Source organism: Amazonocrinis nigriterrae CENA67, assembly GCF_016056305.1.
In the GTDB taxonomy this organism is placed as follows: domain Bacteria; phylum Cyanobacteriota; class Cyanobacteriia; order Cyanobacteriales; family Nostocaceae; genus Amazonocrinis; species Amazonocrinis nigriterrae.
In genome coordinates this window covers 321,248-335,710 of record NZ_JAECZC010000001.1, presented here as the reverse complement: position 1 = coordinate 335,710, position 14,463 = coordinate 321,248, and the positions used below count along the sequence as shown (strand labels likewise).

Here is a 14,463-nt window from a genome sequence, read left to right as displayed (position 1 = left end):
AATAAAAACTATTGTTAGGAGAGAGTCATGAAATCAATTGCGGCAAGCTGGCGACGCTTTAGTTTAGCTGTATTGACAATCGTTTTAGTTGTTAGCAGCTTCGCTGTTTTTACTCCTAGCGCTGCGGCTGAAACATACCAAGTCAAACTGGGTAGTGATAAGGGACTACTACAATTTCAACCCAAAAAGTTGACAATTAAACCAGGCGACACAATTGAATGGGTGAATAATAAACTCGCTCCCCATAATGTTGTGTTTGACGCTGCGAAAATCCCCAATCAGGACAAAGCTTTAGCATCTTCTCTGTCTCAGACTAAGTTGTTGTTGAATCCCGGTCAAAAGGTAACAAGCACTTTCCCCGCAGACGCACCTGCTGGTGAATACAATTTCTATTGCACTCCCCACCGTGGTGCTGGCATGGCTGGTAAAATCATTGTCGAATAGCTAGAAACGGCTTGATTGAGACAAGATTTCTCAACTCCTCAGTGAAGTTAAAGACCGACACGCCACGTGCCTAGAGTGTCCCATTAAGATGGATAGATAAATAGCGGTGACGAGTTCTATTTCCGCCCAGAATACTCAACGCCACATGGCGATGGAGGTTATGAACTCGTCACCGCTAATTATGTTCAAATTTGCCTACATCAAAAATGAATCGCCTTTATACTCTCCAGAGACTGGAACTTTATGGGGTAGAGTACAAATAGCAGTTGGCAAGTTTAGATATTTAGCGTTTCTCAGTTGCGTTAAATAGAACAAACACCTCACCTGTCCTATTGAGCATCATCAGGCTACTTGCTACAAGGCTCTCAAAGTGGCGTATGCGAGGGGTGTACCGCGTTGAAACGAGAACCGCTATAACTATTGTGTGGATTCTTTCTAGGAAACACACACATAGGTCACTCGATATGGTTTTTAGTTGCTGGAGGCTTTTTACGAGGAGAACATCTTGAGAATACTTTTATTAATATTAGTGTCGGCAGTGTCGGCGATCGCTATATTTACATTGACATTTATTCATCCAGCACTAGCTGCCGAACTATCCAACGCTGCGAAAATCTTCAACGACAACTGTGCTTCTTGCCATATAGGTGGTGGTAACATCCTCATTCCTCAGAAAACCTTGAAGAAGGAAGCATTGTTAAAATACCTGGCAAATTATGAACAAGAGTCAATTCAGGCAATTATCTACCAGGTACAGAATGGTAAAAATGCTATGCCTGCTTTCAAGGACAAATTGAGCGCTCAAGAAATTTTTGACGTAGCTACTTACGTTGGCCAACAAGCAGAACAGGGCTGGTAAATTCGCTGAAAGTACCATGCAACACCTCTTTCATACATCAAAGGGTGTTGCATGGTACTTTCAACTGTCTTACATCTAAAAGGTTTTCACCCGGAGGGCGATTCCTGTTTTATTTTTCTGAATTCGAGTTTTGTCTTTCTTGTCTGAATTTGTTCAATTCTCGTATTAGGTTTTGACTAGATGTTGGTGTTACAGAAGGCGACACCTGAGTTTTATTCGCTTCCTGTGTAGAAGATGGTTTAACAGGAGTTGTCGATGCAGGGGCAGACTTACCGTTTCTATTTCGCAGTTCCTGCATTAGTTTATTAGTCGTTGCTGGTGATGGCGTTGGCTGGTTACCAGGAACTTGCTCAGATAATGGTTTGAACGAAGGAAGTACAGGTGGTGGGGTTTGCTGATTACCTTTAGCTGGCGTAGACACTGGTTGTGGAGTAACTACACCTGGCGTTTGCCCTTGAGTAGCCCCAGCAGTATTGTTGCTGTTATTTTGGAAACGCAGGTTGAATGGATAAATATTAGTCTGCTTATCTCCCTTCGGAGCCTTGGAATTGAAATATTCCGTTATCTTTAATTTCAACTCAGGGGCGACTGGCTTATCTTCATACTTAATAACATGCTTACCTTGAGAGTCTACTACTAAAAAACCCGAAACTGTACCTTCAAGACTCGGTTTATCTGTAGTAATTGTTTCACGGATGACTGGTTTTTCTTGCGAATTGGGATATTCTTTGAGAACTTTATCTCTAAGTTTTGCGTGAGCTGCCAAAGCTAACAAGTTCCCATCTTTGGATGGTTTTGCCAACTCAGGTATCTTTGGAGGAGAAGTATTTGGCGAAGCACTTCTACCTGTTGGTGTTAAATTATTAACAAGATTTGAAGGCTGTCCTGGAGGATTTATTAGTGGTTGGTTTTGAGGAACTTGAAAACCGCCCGGTTGGTTGGTTGGTGAAGTGGTAGCACTGTCAGCTATTGTAGTAGGTGCTACAGAAGGGCTGAGAGGCTGAGAATTCTTCAGATCTAATGGTAGTGGACTACGATTTACTTCTGGCAAGTAATTTCCAGACTGTTGTTTGAATGCTGTTATACCTCTGCCACTAGAATCAGACCTTGAAGTGTTGGGTTTTGTGTTAGCAGCATTGAAACCAGATGTATCTCCAAAAGTATCTTTGGGCATTACCCACTGCTTAGAGAACTGTTTGGGCAAGTAATTAGTGCGATATTTGTTAGGTGTTGTGGTAATTGGCGGCGATATGGGCTGCATATAGGCAGGTGGTATCGCAGGCATTAGAGATGTTTTGGTGTCTAGATTCGGCAGTGTAACTTGCGGTTGTTGTGGTAACTGCTGTTGTGGAAGTAGGTCTGGTGGTTGCGGTTGCAAAGCAACTTGGGCTTGATCTGGAGTCTGTGGCAGACGGGCTTGGTCTGCTTGGTTTAATTCCACAATTCCGACTGATTTTGCTGATGCTGATTCTTTTGATTGGCTAGAATCTACAGGCATCAATGGCACAATTAGCGCAATAGCACCGTGGATACCAACAGATGCTATAGCTGCTATCCCAGCTGGCTGGCTTAAAACTTCTGGTATATTTTTTAGCAGGGAGACGTAAGACATAGCTGTTATCGTTCACTCGGCTCAGTGGCAGTTGACTAGCAAGGCAATTTGATTTTTACTGCAATAGGTGCGCCCCTCTAAGAATAATAACTTTCTCTGCCGATACTCAAAACGGCTAGATGGCATTTTCTTGCAGTTTTTATTTTAAAAACGCTGTGTTGAACTTTTGAATTGCATTTGCTGATGAGGTTTATAGAAATGATCGCTTGTGAATTTTGAATTTTGTGAAAAGATGCACAATAAAAACTGAAAACTAGAGTAGTTGCTAGTTAAGGCGATCGCGTCAGTCTCAAGATATAGACTTTGCCTGTTCAAGTCACCTATTTTACTAGCTAACTACTTTTGAGTAAGTGACTCTCTGAATCCTAGATTTCAAGTTCGCTCGTAACACGGAATAAAGCGGACTTGGAGTTAATACTACCACACCAACTCAGTCGCAAACTGTAACTAGCTTTGCTCTTTCCTAGATTAGGAAATGGGGAATGGGGAATGATACAAAATAATTAAGAATTTTTAATACTACTGCCCAAGTACCATACTCATCAGATTTACGCAAAAATACATCCAGTTTTAGTTCATGATCAATTGCCGCTCAATGAAAATAACAGTTTCGACTATTATTTGCGTAAATCCTGACTCAATGCCCAATTTCCCATTCCCAATTCCCCATTCCCAATTCCCAATTCCCAATTCCCAATTCCCCATTCCCAATTCCCCATCAGTCCAAAATGCCATTACCTACCGTTATTCTGCCTGGATATTTAGAAAGCGCGATCGCTTATCGCCAATTAGAACAATCTCTTTTAGAGTTGGGGTTTCCCACAGTCACAGTACCGTTGCGGCGGCGTGACTGGATACCTACTCTTGGTGGTAGACCAGTAACACCAATTTTGCAGCAACTTGATCTCACCGTCAAACAAACATTACAAGAACACAATGCGGCTCAAATCAACTTGATTGGTCACTCGGCAGGAGGCTGGATCTCCCGCATTTACATGGGAGAAAAACCTTATTTTCCCAGCGGTAACGTACAACCACCCATTTGGAAAGCTTACCCTTTGGTTGCCACTCTCATTACCTTGGGTACACCCCATATTAGTCAAGAACGCTGGACAAGACGGAATCTGGATTTTGTAGCCAACAACTACCCTGGAGCTTTTTACCAAAATGTCCGCTACGTTTGTGTAGCTGGTAAAACCATATTTGGGGCAAGACGACGCGGCAGTTGGCTAGCTTACAGTAGTTATCAATTAACTTGCGGCATTGGTAACACTTGGGGAGATGGCATTACACCCATTGCAGCAGCCCATCTAGAAGGTGCAGAAAATCTGATCATCGAAGGCGTAAACCATTCTCCTAGGAGTCCTGGCATTTGGTATGGCTCACCAGAACCGTTAAAAGTTTGGGTACAACATTTAATTTAAAACAGTTTATTTTTCTATAAAAATAAAATAATTTAATCTTTCTTAGTTAAAATTGTAACAAAAATACACTTTTATCTAAAAAAGTTTAAGAGGGGTCAGCCATGCAAAGCACCGAGTTCGACAGGATTTTGCGGCGACTAGCGACTGTACTCTCAGTCGTAATTCTTACATTGTCCTTAATTTACGTTTCTTGCGGAGTTTTGCTGTCTTTTTACTACGAACCCACAGCAGGCGGCGCTTATGAATCATTGCGAAGAATTGATACAGAAGTGGCATACGGCTGGCTGTTCCACAGAGCGCATGATGTTGCTGCTAATGCAGTGATTGCGATCGCCCTGATTCAGATTGTGGTGATGTTTTTAAGCAGGCAATTTTGCAACAGTTGGCTAATTGCTTGGGTAAGCGGGATTTTGTTTACCCTAAGTGCGATCGCCTTAGATTGGACATCAATGATTTTAACCTGGGATCAAGAAGGATACTGGCGTTTTAGCATTGAGTTAGGAAACATCGAAGCCATTCCTCTATTAGGTTCCCAACTGCGAAACATCCTCACAGGGGGTGGAGCAATCAACAGTGTAACCATTCAACACCTATACACCATACACAGCTACATAATTTCCATTGCTGCCATAACTTTGGCCCTAGTGCATTTATCAGCATTACTCTGGCAGGAAAAACAAATGTATCAAGAGAAAGCACTGAGTTAGTTGTCAGTTGTCAGTTGTCAGTTGTTAGTTGCTGGGAGACAGGAGTCAAGAATTATCTCCCTCATCTCCCCCATCTCCCCTTCTCAGGTACCGGGAGCATCACTAGTAGAAAGTTGAGCCAACTTAGCCAGAGGGACTTCTTCTAACTCCGGTAACTTTTCTAGAGACAGGGGAGTAGACTGACTAACGCCAGATAATCGTTTTAAAAGGTTAGGTCTGGGATCATACAACAAGTAAATAATGCGATCGCCTACTTCCCACTCTTGGTTTGCCGACATTATTTGTAGGCGTCCTTCTCGTTCTACTAACAAAGGTACTAACACCCCTGTCCGAATCTTTTCCTGTATACGCTCTAGTTGATTGGCAAATTCCGTTTCATCCAGCGTGATTGTACCTAACTTCACGCGCCCATCATTGAGATACTCGTTCCAAGTCTTGATTGGTAAATCTGTGGCAAAAGCTTGGTTAACTTTGCTATTTGAACTTGCAGTTGCTTGTGGGTCGCGGGGAAAAACCGCTAACACACGCGGCGGCTTAAATTCCTCAGCAGCTCTTTGAGCTAAGACAAAATTCACCTCTCCATTACTCGTCATAGCCAGAAAAGTGCCCATAGAAGCAAGTCCTGCTTCTTCCAAAACGGCAGCATCAAGGGCACTGCTAGAAATCACGCGCAGATTTTGTGCTTCGGCCTGGGAAAAACATTCTGGGTCAGTATCAATCATTACCACATTTTCTCCCCGTTCTTGAAAAAATCGGGCAATCAAAAGACTCAAGGGATTACAACCAACAATTACAGCACCAGTTGCTTGTTTAGAGGTGATTTGCAGAAACCTAGCAACCCAACCAGCTGTTAACCCTTGACAGACAACTGTCATGATAATTGTCAAAAAGACCAGGGCTTTAATGGAATCACCACCATTGATGCCTCGCTTTGTGAGCAAAATTGCGAATAAAGAAGCAACAGAAGCAGAAACGATTCCCCTAGGAGCAACCCAGCTTAAAAACAGTTTTTGTCGCCAGTTGAGGTCACTGTTCCAGGTACACAAGAGGATGTTAATTGGACGGACAACGAACATCAGTACCAAAACAGTAAATAAACTACCCCAACCCAAAGCAAACACACTAGCAATTGATAGGTCAGCCGCTAGCAAGATAAATAGTACTGATACGCTGAGAATTGTTAGCTGACCTTTGAAACTACGCAAAAGCCGTTCTTCTGGAACTGAAGAATTGGCAAATACAGCTCCTGCAACTACTGTTGTCATCACTCCCGATTCGCTGCGAATCATCTGTGCCCAACAAAACAGACCCCAAAGTATGGCCAGCACCACTAAGTTTTTCAGCTCGAAAGAAAGAAAATTGGCACGTTTGAAAATAAAGCTCATCAAGTAGCCGCCAAATGCACCAATTGCCCCACCAATCCCCAGACGTATGAGTAACCCAATAATGGCGTTGATTGGATCAGCATCACCGTTGACAATTGTGTCAAGGACAACGAAAGCGAGAATAGCTCCCACTGGGTCGATTAAAACCCCTTCCCCTTCTAAAAGTGTTGCGACTTGTCGATCTACATTGATTTGTCTAAGCAAAGGGCCAACGACGGTTGGCCCTGTGACCACAACTATAGAAGCGTATAGAAAAGCTATATTCCAAGGAAATTCGCCCAGCCAGTGAGCTGCCATGCTACCGCCAAGCAGTGTGACTAGCGTTCCTAGGGTGACAAGTAATTGTAAGCTAACTGAAACTCTGTCCAATTCTCGTAGATTCAGGTTAAGTCCGCCTTCAAATAGAATTATTGCCGTCGCTAGGGAAACAATCACTTCCAGCCCTGTACCTAGCAAATGGGGGTGTAATAAACCGATACCATCAGAGCCAAGCACAATACCTAATAGCAGTAGCAAGACAATGCTAGGTACACGCAAGTATGCAGCGAGTACTTGGGCACTAATCCCTGCAAAAACAGCGCTCACCATCTGTAGGGTGATTTCAAAAGATGCTTCCATGTTTGAGATTTTGAGCGATGTATTTCAAAATCTTTTGTAAAGAAGTGTAAATATTACCCTTATAGGGTACAATATCATATTCTTATCTTTTGCTAAATTCAAGCTTTTTTTCATACGTAGTGATTTATCTTACTTTTTTTGTGAGCTATAGAGCAAAAAATTCGTATTTTTTGGCTATAAATTGAGAATGTTTTGGAAATACTTAGTACCAACCTAAAAATAGAAAAGTATATTTAACTTCGCAACTATCCACAAATATAGTCAAAAATATTTATAACTTGCTAGTGGAAATCCCTTATTTATAACCTCAATGTTAGGGTGAGTTTTTACAGAACTTCTGAAAATAAAAAGCCATTATATATCTTGTTGGTTTACAAGTGCCAAAGTGAAGAGGCTGTGATTAAAATCATTTCGGCGTAAAAAATCAAATAGTTCATTCAGGACTTACGCAGCTAGGTTGTTTGTTGAGGTCGGGAATAGGGCACAGGGCATTGAAGATTTTTTCCTGCCCCATGACGCCACTTGCTTCAAGTCGGCAAAGCCGACGATACTTGCTTCAACGCTCTTAACCCGCGCAATGCAGTGTCTCCCCAACGCAGTGGCTCCCCCATGCCCGATGCAAGCGCCCAAACCCTTAATTTTTCGTTTCCCATGCGTAAGTCCTACCTACTTGCTTCCATTGAAAGAAGACTCGCGATCTTCGCAGCACTAACGAGGCGGTCGCGCGTGGTTTCCCGACTTGAGCAGACTGCCGTGGAAGCCTGCCTACCTTTTCCTTCAAAGACGCTCCAATACTCGCGCAACGCTTGGGCTAACGCCAGTCTCCTAAGTCGGGTTAACCCTCCCGCAGTGCTGTAATCACCGCAACACACTGCTTTCCTTGCTCCCCCTGTTCTCTTCTCTGACACCCAGTTTAATGTCACCAAAATTTTTTTCGCAAAGGCTGTTGACATCCATAGGGAAATTAGTTATTGTTAATAAGGTCTGAGTCTGATGCCCCCATCGTCTAGAGGCCTAGGACACCTCCCTTTCACGGAGGCGACGGGGATTCGAATTCCCCTGGGGGTACTTTAAGGAAGGCAAAAGCTAGACAAAAAACTGAAGAACAAAGAGTCTTCAGTTTTTTTGATTTGAGGTTAGTAGTCTTCAAGAAACGAAAGTAGATAGCTATTAGTGACTAGAAACCTTGTTTCGCTAACTGCTCTACACGCTGGTGAATAGCTGAAAGATTTAATTGTAAATCTTTGCTGAGGCGGCGTTCGATAATGGTGACTGGCATAGTCAGCTTTGGCCAAACTTGGATGGTATAGCAGAGATTAGTTCCTACATGCTCACCAAGGAAATAAGGCTCTAAACACCAACTACCAGAAAAGCCTTTAAAATCTCCCTCTACCATCTGGAAATCTATTTGTTTGGGGAAGTATTCAACCAAATCCAAAACCACACGCGCACAAAAGTTGAAATTAAGTAAGCGCTGAGAGCCTATTTGTTCTAGCCGAATACCACCGTTAGGATGCTCAAGCAGACGACTCTTGGCAAGGTTGGGTATGAACTCAGGTAAGGCTTCATAATCTGTGAGTACCTTCCAGATTTGTTCAACAGGTTGGGGAATTTGAACCCTAGCAGTAATTTGCCGCTGTCGCTCTGCTATTTTCTCAATTTGGACTGCCACAAATGGCAAATTACCTGCATCAGCAGCAAAATTGTCTTCTTGGCTTGCATCCTCATCAGCGGCGATGAGATCAAGATCCTCTGTTGTGTTGTGTTGTTCAGTCACTTTCGCCAATTATGGTTTGCTTTCGTCAGAAAATTGAGGCAGCGTGAGGGTAAAGCAAATTTCGCTCAATTGAGAGTTTGAGATGGGAATACTCTCAACGGAAATTGACCCATTGAGATGCTGTACTAAGGACTTGACTAAAGCGAGTCCCAAGCCAGTCCCTGGCGTCCAACGTCCTCCTCTACCGCGACGGAACCTATCAAATATGTAGGTTGCCTCTTCTTCGGAGATGCCACGTCCTGTGTTAGTCACCTTAATCATAACCTGATCCACCAGTTGCTCAACTTGGTGAGTTGCTTGCAAGTGAACTGTAGTGTCACGCTCTGAATAAGTGTAAGCGTTATTTAATAATTCTTGTAAGATGCGGTCAAAACTCTCTAGTTCAGTTTGTAATTTTAACGGCTCTTCTGGTAAATCTATCGTTACACTTAATCCTTTATCTACCAGCCTTTTCTCAAAGGATGTTCCTAACTCTTGAATTTTGGTATTTAAATCAATTGTTTCAAACTGTGGACTTTCCTGTTGAGATTCAAGCTTCTGAAGTTTCAGCAAGTCATCGATTAAATTTTTCTCTTTGGTACATTCTTTTTCTAAGATATCTAGGTATAGAGCCTGGCGTTCTGGCGTTATTCCTGGCCTACGTAAATTTTTGATTGATAACAGCATATTTGTTAGCGGGTAGCGTAGGCGATCGCTCATGTTGCTCATAAACTCATCTTTGAGTTCGTTGAGTTCCCGCAGTTGCTCAACATATTGCCGTGTTCTCTCATGCAATTTGGCTTGGAGTTCCAGACTGCTTTTGAGTTTCGCTGTCCGCTCATCTACTACAGTTTGTACTTGTCGCAAAGTCTGTGATTGAATAATGGCATTGCTGACTTGAGCGCAGACCATTTCCACAAGATTTAATTCTGCTATTTGCCAACTGCGAGGAACTGCTTGCTGTAGTACTAAGAATCCTAAAACTTTGCCTTGATTTTCTAATGGCATTAACAGCACCGCAGGCAATGCCTCAATAGCAAACAATGGATTCACTGTTGATGTATCCTGAAACTCTGTATAGTCATTGATGACTACAGATTTTCCAGAGTCAGTGAAAACACGCTGGCATAAACCGCAATCTCCAAGGAAGAAGGACTGCTCCAAACTGTCTGCTTGACTAGTGCTTCCGATTTGTGAATCCCGATTCCATTCCCCAACAATAGTAGCTTTAGCTTTGGGAATTTGTTTTTTCGGTTGAATCCTAAATAGTGGATCTGTATATTTCAAGAGGATGAGCAAACCCCGATCTGCCTGTAAAGATTCGGCAGTAGAAGCGATCGCTAACTGGAGCATTTGATTCAACTCCAGGTTGGTACGACTCAGTATAGTCAATTGCTTGATCAAACTTTGATGTTGATTCGTTTTATGCAAATACTGTTGTTGACTGGCAATTAGCTGTACTTGTGCCACTTGGGAAAAAGCGATCGCACAAGACGACTCCACCGCTTTGAGCAGTTGTTTTTCTGACGCACTCCAATCATGGGCTTGGAATTTGATCAAACTAATCACGCCGTTATTTTTACCGCCAAACCGCGCAGGAATCGCCAAAACTGCTTTTATCGGTAGTGGTAAGGATTGACATCCAACTACTAAACTATTTTGAATCGTCGAAATATCTTCTATAGTCAGTGGTTCAGCAGCGCATTGAACTACTGGTACGTCAGATAACATCTCATTTGAGTGAGGCATCCCCAAATACTCTTCAGAACACCAATTGGCAGCAGTCGCTTCGCCCGACACCTCATTTGTAACTGTAACTAAGCAGCAGCAGTCTACTTTGAAAGCAACTCCCAACAATTGGGCAATATCTTGCAGCATCAGTGCCGTGGCTGAATTATTGGCAATGATGTGGTTAATCTTTTGTACCAACTCGTGGCCTGTTTGTTCCTGATGCTGCATCAGCTTGACTGGGTATGGTTGTAGTCGCTCTAGGTCATCCGGGCACTGTGGCGGTAATGATAAATGCTTTTTCATTCCTGACACACTCTTATATAATGACCCCATTGTTGTTGTACCCAATTTCTTGGCATATTCTTCACTGTTGGTGGTGTTGCTCCACTTGCTTAATTACAAATTTTTTATTCGGACTTTGTTTGTTTTACCTGTTGTAACCTTTTTCTATACAGATGACCAAGAACAAGATACTGGTATATGAAACCAATTTCTACATAAGTATGGAAATATTTAAAATACACTACACTGCTTTAACCAACTCATGTTTGGGCGTTTTGTGCAGGCTTGATTTCTTAACTTTTGCCTAGGATATCCTGTCTGTAACTATACATAAACCGTAATTATTCTGGAATTAAGGCAACCAGTTTAAAAAAAAAGCCGTGCTAATACTGTATCCCAATTTTGTAAAAGTATAAAAATTAACTTTAAATTTTATGAAAATAACTACCTTTCTATCACTCTGATCAACTGTCAAATACTGTTACAGCAGAATCACACAAAAAACTTGAATAGCGGATCAAGCTTCTTCACTAAGGATTTGTCATGTCATTGCCTAACTCCTGTTCTCTAGAATCATTTACTTACTAGGCCAATGGTTTCTATCTGTCAAGTCCTTTTACACCCCCTGTTATCAAAACTCAATCTTAGCAAGTATATCTACCAGTCAAAACAGATTTTTATCTGGTTATATCACTACATAACTTTATGGTGAGTAAAATATTTACTATTTACGCGGACTTACTTGCAGCTAAATTATGAATGCAGCCCAGTCACTAATCAGAGTAACTGAGCTGCATTCAGCAAAACAAAAGGTTATCCAGCTAAACTCTCGACGCTTAAGGGAACCATATCGCCATTCCTCGTCAGTCCTAGCAGCATGGGTTGTTGGGCTTGAATTAATTGACCTGTAAGTACACAACGTTCTTCTTGCAAAGCTGTGGCAGCTATACTAGCTCGAATATCGGCTCGTGAAAATCGGGGTTTCCACTCACCTGATTTTTGCTGGACATAATTCCAGAGGATATCTCGAATCAGGGCTTGATACCCTTGATTGCCAGCTATGTCTTTGAGTTTATCTTTGAGTTCCCGCTCCAAGCGAATGCTCGTAACTTCCATATCGGTGGTTGGGGTGCGAGCGATCGTATGCATGACTTTTTCTCCTTCAAGGTATGGACAGGATAGTAATACAAGTGTAGTATGTTTAAAGGAATGTTCAATAGGTGAAATTTTCTGTGAAATCTCTTTACCCCAACTCTACTTCCTTGCGTGCTACTAACTGGCGAGCCAGTTGGGAATTAGCATCTGTGGGAGTGGAGTATTTATTTATAGGCAATGGAAGCCAAATTCATCGCCAAATTACAGAGGGTAATTATGATTTTAGATATCTGGGCATTAGCGCGCTGAATGCAAAACCACAACTAGATCTAGAAAGCGGGAGGTACAGACGAAGCAATACTGTACCGATATAAGACCAGAAATTTTTCGGTCAATTTCTAACCCCCGCTTCACATGAACAAGAAGCGGGGGTTTTTTTATAAGGAGTGAAGCTGTGACAACATCTTCGATGCGCTGCGCGAACGCAATGCAAGTGTTAGAGCAATTTGTGGTGGTTTTTTCTCAAAATTACTTGCCACTGTGTCGGGTGAATATCAAGCGAGCAATTGTGCTGTTAGTAACAAGCAAAGCTGAAGGGCTAAGTTTCGCCACGCAAAACAGATGGCGAGTTCATTCACCTGGCTTGGTCATTGATGTGGCAAAACACATTCGCTTGAAAATCGCCTCTAGTGAACAGATGTGGAAAGTTCTGCCAGTAAATTGGCGGGAAGTGTCGCGGCCAGACCATCACAGTTGCCAATATTGCGGTAGCGGCAAACATCTCACGTTAGATCATGTGATTGGGCGCTCTCAAGGCAGTTCACACACTGGAGACAACGTAGTCACAGCTGGTGAAAGATGTAACTCCCCTAAAGGCGATCGCATCCCCTTTGAAGCTGGTATGCAACTGCGGAAAACGCCAAAAGCACCAGTCCATCCGACGATTTCTTTTGTCGTTAGTAAAGCTTGGCGTAACAGCGCTACAGAGTTCTGGATAGATGTGCAAGCAAACCTGGAATAACAGGAGAGCATAAGGAATGCTGAAATTAACTTACACCGAAGAGAGCTTTTATTTAGAGTGTCTTACTCAGCCACTAGAAGACTGGGTGGCACAGCGAGTAATTTTCGCACTGCGTGTCGGGCAAAGTCTGTGCGTTGAACCTAGCACTGCTTCCTTTTTGCTGCCTGTTGATTTACCAGGGGTAGATTTGCTCAAGGCTGAGGTGAAACGAGATGACAGTGAAATCATTGACCTCTGTGCTTGCGATAGCGAGTGTATGGAAGTCACTCTGCGCGGTTCTTGGCTATCAGATGGTTCTGAAGACGCTATGGGTGTGTTTGCCACCAGTATGAGCGATCGCGCCGAGTTCTTGTTACAAAAACTTTGGCAGGAAGCACAAGCTTGCGCTTCTGTCATGAGTGAATGAAAAAGGGAATTGGGCATGGGGCATGGGGCTTTACTCTACTTTTAGTATGACTTTACCATCAATGAGCGATCGCTCAACCTCCCTAACACCCGCGATTATCCTCTACTTAGTACTTATGTACTATATTTAGATGCGTTCGCCCTGCTATCTCCCCTACTCCCTACTCCCCACTCACTACTCCCTACTCCCTTTATGGCGCAATTTTGAGTAATTCGGGAATTGTCACAAATCTGTAGCCTTGCTGTTTAAGTCCGGTGATGATTTGTGGCAAAGCTTGTACAGTTCTTTGGCGATCGCCGCCACCATCATGCATCAAAACAATAGCACCAGGTTTTGCACCTTTGAGAACATTGTTGACAAATGCTTGCGGTTTGGCGTGAGGGTCAGTATCTGCTGAAGTCAACGACCACATAACTACAGTATTTTTTTGGCTTTTGGCATAAGCGGCTAGTCCGTTGTTTAAAAAGCCTCCAGGAGGACGAAACAAAGAAGTTTTCACTCCTGTAGTTTTGTAGATCAAGTCGGCTGTCCGTTCAATTTCACTTTTGGCTGTGGCTTCGTCCATCCGCCGATACCAATGATGCCAAGTATGGTTGCCGATGGCATGTCCCTCGGTCACCACTCGTTTTGCAAGTTCGGGATTAGCTTGTAAAGCTTGCCCTACCCAAAAGAATGTTGCTTTAACATCATTTTGCTTGAGTATATCGAGCATTTGTGAAGTTGTGTTTGGCCAAGGGCCATCATCAATAGTCAAGGCAATCAGCTTTTCATTGCTGCTGGGATGCACTTGATAAACTGTTTTTCCTTGAAATTTATCTGGTACAGCAAAAGAGAGGTTTTCTACTTTGGCTGATGGTAGCAATTGAGAATTAACTTTGCTGTTTGCTGGATGATTGGGAATTTGTACAGCATGGAGTTGACTTGTTACTGGGTCAGCCTGCAATCGTGGGTGTATGCCTGGAGCAATACTACAAGCTGTTACAGAGAAAGCGATCGCGACAACACCAAATATTCTTTGTCGCTTGAGGTTGTTGTCTGCCACATTAGAGTTCCAAAAACTCACCCGATCATAAACTGTAGTTCTGCTTTTGAGAGAGGTTAACAGGCTACACCCCAAGCATAG

The 14,463-nt window shown here is 42.9% G+C and carries 14 protein-coding genes and 1 tRNA gene; 8 read left to right on the top strand and 7 right to left on the bottom strand.

Going from position 1 to position 14,463, the window contains the following annotated elements; genetic code table 11:
* Nucleotides 1-27 precede the first annotated feature (27 nt).
* Together petE and petJ are read left to right on the top strand one after the other, a co-directional pair.
* Nucleotides 28-444: a plastocyanin gene (gene petE / locus I8748_RS01515; RefSeq protein WP_198122898.1), complete on the top strand. Its 417-nt coding sequence runs from the start codon at nucleotides 28-30 to the stop codon at nucleotides 442-444.
* A 505-nt stretch (nucleotides 445-949) separates the two neighbouring features.
* Nucleotides 950-1,303 carry a cytochrome c6 PetJ gene (gene petJ, locus I8748_RS01510; RefSeq protein WP_198122897.1) on the top strand — a complete coding sequence of 118 codons (354 nt, stop codon included), beginning with the start codon at nucleotides 950-952 and terminating at the stop codon, nucleotides 1,301-1,303.
* 109 nt (nucleotides 1,304-1,412) lie between these two features.
* On the opposite strand, the gene I8748_RS01505 is transcribed toward petJ, so the two are convergent.
* A complete protein-coding gene (locus tag I8748_RS01505) occupies nucleotides 1,413-2,915 on the bottom strand; it encodes a hypothetical protein (RefSeq protein WP_198122896.1) in 1,503 nt (500 codons plus the stop codon).
* A gap of 728 nt (nucleotides 2,916-3,643) precedes the next feature.
* Here I8748_RS01505 and I8748_RS01500 point away from each other — a divergent pair.
* A complete protein-coding gene (locus I8748_RS01500; RefSeq protein ID WP_198122895.1) occupies nucleotides 3,644-4,339 on the top strand; it encodes an esterase/lipase family protein in 696 nt (231 codons plus the stop codon).
* A gap of 101 nt (nucleotides 4,340-4,440) precedes the next feature.
* Nucleotides 4,441-5,046, top strand: coding sequence for a cytochrome b N-terminal domain-containing protein (locus tag I8748_RS01495; protein ID WP_198122894.1), 606 nt, complete (start codon nucleotides 4,441-4,443; stop codon nucleotides 5,044-5,046).
* A gap of 83 nt (nucleotides 5,047-5,129) precedes the next feature.
* On the opposite strand, the gene I8748_RS01490 is transcribed toward I8748_RS01495, so the two are convergent.
* Nucleotides 5,130-7,049, bottom strand: a complete 1,920-nt coding sequence (locus I8748_RS01490) for a cation:proton antiporter (RefSeq protein WP_198122893.1) — start codon at nucleotides 7,047-7,049, stop codon at nucleotides 5,130-5,132.
* 527 nt (nucleotides 7,050-7,576) lie between these two features.
* Nucleotides 7,577-7,702 (bottom strand): hypothetical protein, encoded by a 126-nt coding sequence (locus I8748_RS35585; RefSeq protein ID WP_263975712.1) that lies wholly within the window; start codon nucleotides 7,700-7,702, stop codon nucleotides 7,577-7,579.
* 342 nt (nucleotides 7,703-8,044) lie between these two features.
* Between I8748_RS35585 and I8748_RS01485 the strand changes: the two genes are divergently transcribed.
* A tRNA-Glu gene (locus tag I8748_RS01485) sits at nucleotides 8,045-8,117 on the top strand.
* 109 nt (nucleotides 8,118-8,226) lie between these two features.
* Here I8748_RS01485 and I8748_RS01480 read toward each other — a convergent pair.
* The 3 genes from I8748_RS01480 to I8748_RS01470 form a co-directional block, all read right to left on the bottom strand.
* The gene (locus tag I8748_RS01480; RefSeq protein WP_198122935.1) at nucleotides 8,227-8,826 is read right to left on the bottom strand and encodes an SRPBCC family protein; all 600 of its coding nucleotides are present in this window, start codon (nucleotides 8,824-8,826) and stop codon (nucleotides 8,227-8,229) included.
* A 9-nt stretch (nucleotides 8,827-8,835) separates the two neighbouring features.
* Nucleotides 8,836-10,839 (bottom strand): sensor histidine kinase, encoded by a 2,004-nt coding sequence (locus I8748_RS01475; RefSeq protein WP_198122892.1) that lies wholly within the window; start codon nucleotides 10,837-10,839, stop codon nucleotides 8,836-8,838.
* 792 nt (nucleotides 10,840-11,631) lie between these two features.
* A complete protein-coding gene (locus I8748_RS01470) occupies nucleotides 11,632-11,967 on the bottom strand; it encodes a ribbon-helix-helix domain-containing protein (protein WP_096556461.1) in 336 nt (111 codons plus the stop codon).
* Between the two features lie 83 nt (nucleotides 11,968-12,050).
* On the opposite strand from I8748_RS01470, the gene I8748_RS01465 reads away from it, so the two are divergent.
* From I8748_RS01465 to I8748_RS01455, 3 genes are all read left to right on the top strand, one after another.
* Nucleotides 12,051-12,287: a hypothetical protein gene (locus tag I8748_RS01465; RefSeq protein ID WP_404800256.1), complete on the top strand. Its 237-nt coding sequence runs from the start codon at nucleotides 12,051-12,053 to the stop codon at nucleotides 12,285-12,287.
* 113 nt (nucleotides 12,288-12,400) lie between these two features.
* Entirely contained in the window at nucleotides 12,401-12,934 is a 534-nt protein-coding gene (locus I8748_RS01460; protein WP_198122934.1) for an HNH endonuclease, read from the top strand.
* A gap of 16 nt (nucleotides 12,935-12,950) precedes the next feature.
* Entirely contained in the window at nucleotides 12,951-13,340 is a 390-nt protein-coding gene (locus I8748_RS01455; RefSeq protein ID WP_198122890.1) for an alr0857 family protein, read from the top strand.
* Between the two features lie 190 nt (nucleotides 13,341-13,530).
* On the opposite strand, the gene I8748_RS01450 is transcribed toward I8748_RS01455, so the two are convergent.
* Nucleotides 13,531-14,382, bottom strand: coding sequence for a polysaccharide deacetylase family protein (locus tag I8748_RS01450; protein WP_318781178.1), 852 nt, complete (start codon nucleotides 14,380-14,382; stop codon nucleotides 13,531-13,533).
* Nucleotides 14,383-14,463 lie beyond the last annotated feature (81 nt).

Coding starts and splice junctions, on each gene's coding strand:
- petE (WP_198122898.1), top strand. CDS start 28: ATGAAATCAATTGCGGCAAGCTGGCGACGCTTTAGTTTAGCTGTATTG.
- I8748_RS01505 (WP_198122896.1), bottom strand. CDS start 2,915: ATGTCTTACGTCTCCCTGCTAAAAAATATACCAGAAGTTTTAAGCCAG.
- I8748_RS01500 (WP_198122895.1), top strand. CDS start 3,644: ATGCCATTACCTACCGTTATTCTGCCTGGATATTTAGAAAGCGCGATC.
- I8748_RS01495 (WP_198122894.1), top strand. CDS start 4,441: ATGCAAAGCACCGAGTTCGACAGGATTTTGCGGCGACTAGCGACTGTA.
- I8748_RS01490 (WP_198122893.1), bottom strand. CDS start 7,049: ATGGAAGCATCTTTTGAAATCACCCTACAGATGGTGAGCGCTGTTTTT.
- I8748_RS35585 (WP_263975712.1), bottom strand. CDS start 7,702: ATGGGAAACGAAAAATTAAGGGTTTGGGCGCTTGCATCGGGCATGGGG.
- I8748_RS01475 (WP_198122892.1), bottom strand. CDS start 10,839: ATGAAAAAGCATTTATCATTACCGCCACAGTGCCCGGATGACCTAGAG.
- I8748_RS01470 (WP_096556461.1), bottom strand. CDS start 11,967: ATGCATACGATCGCTCGCACCCCAACCACCGATATGGAAGTTACGAGC.
- I8748_RS01460 (WP_198122934.1), top strand. CDS start 12,401: ATGCAAGTGTTAGAGCAATTTGTGGTGGTTTTTTCTCAAAATTACTTG.
- I8748_RS01455 (WP_198122890.1), top strand. CDS start 12,951: ATGCTGAAATTAACTTACACCGAAGAGAGCTTTTATTTAGAGTGTCTT.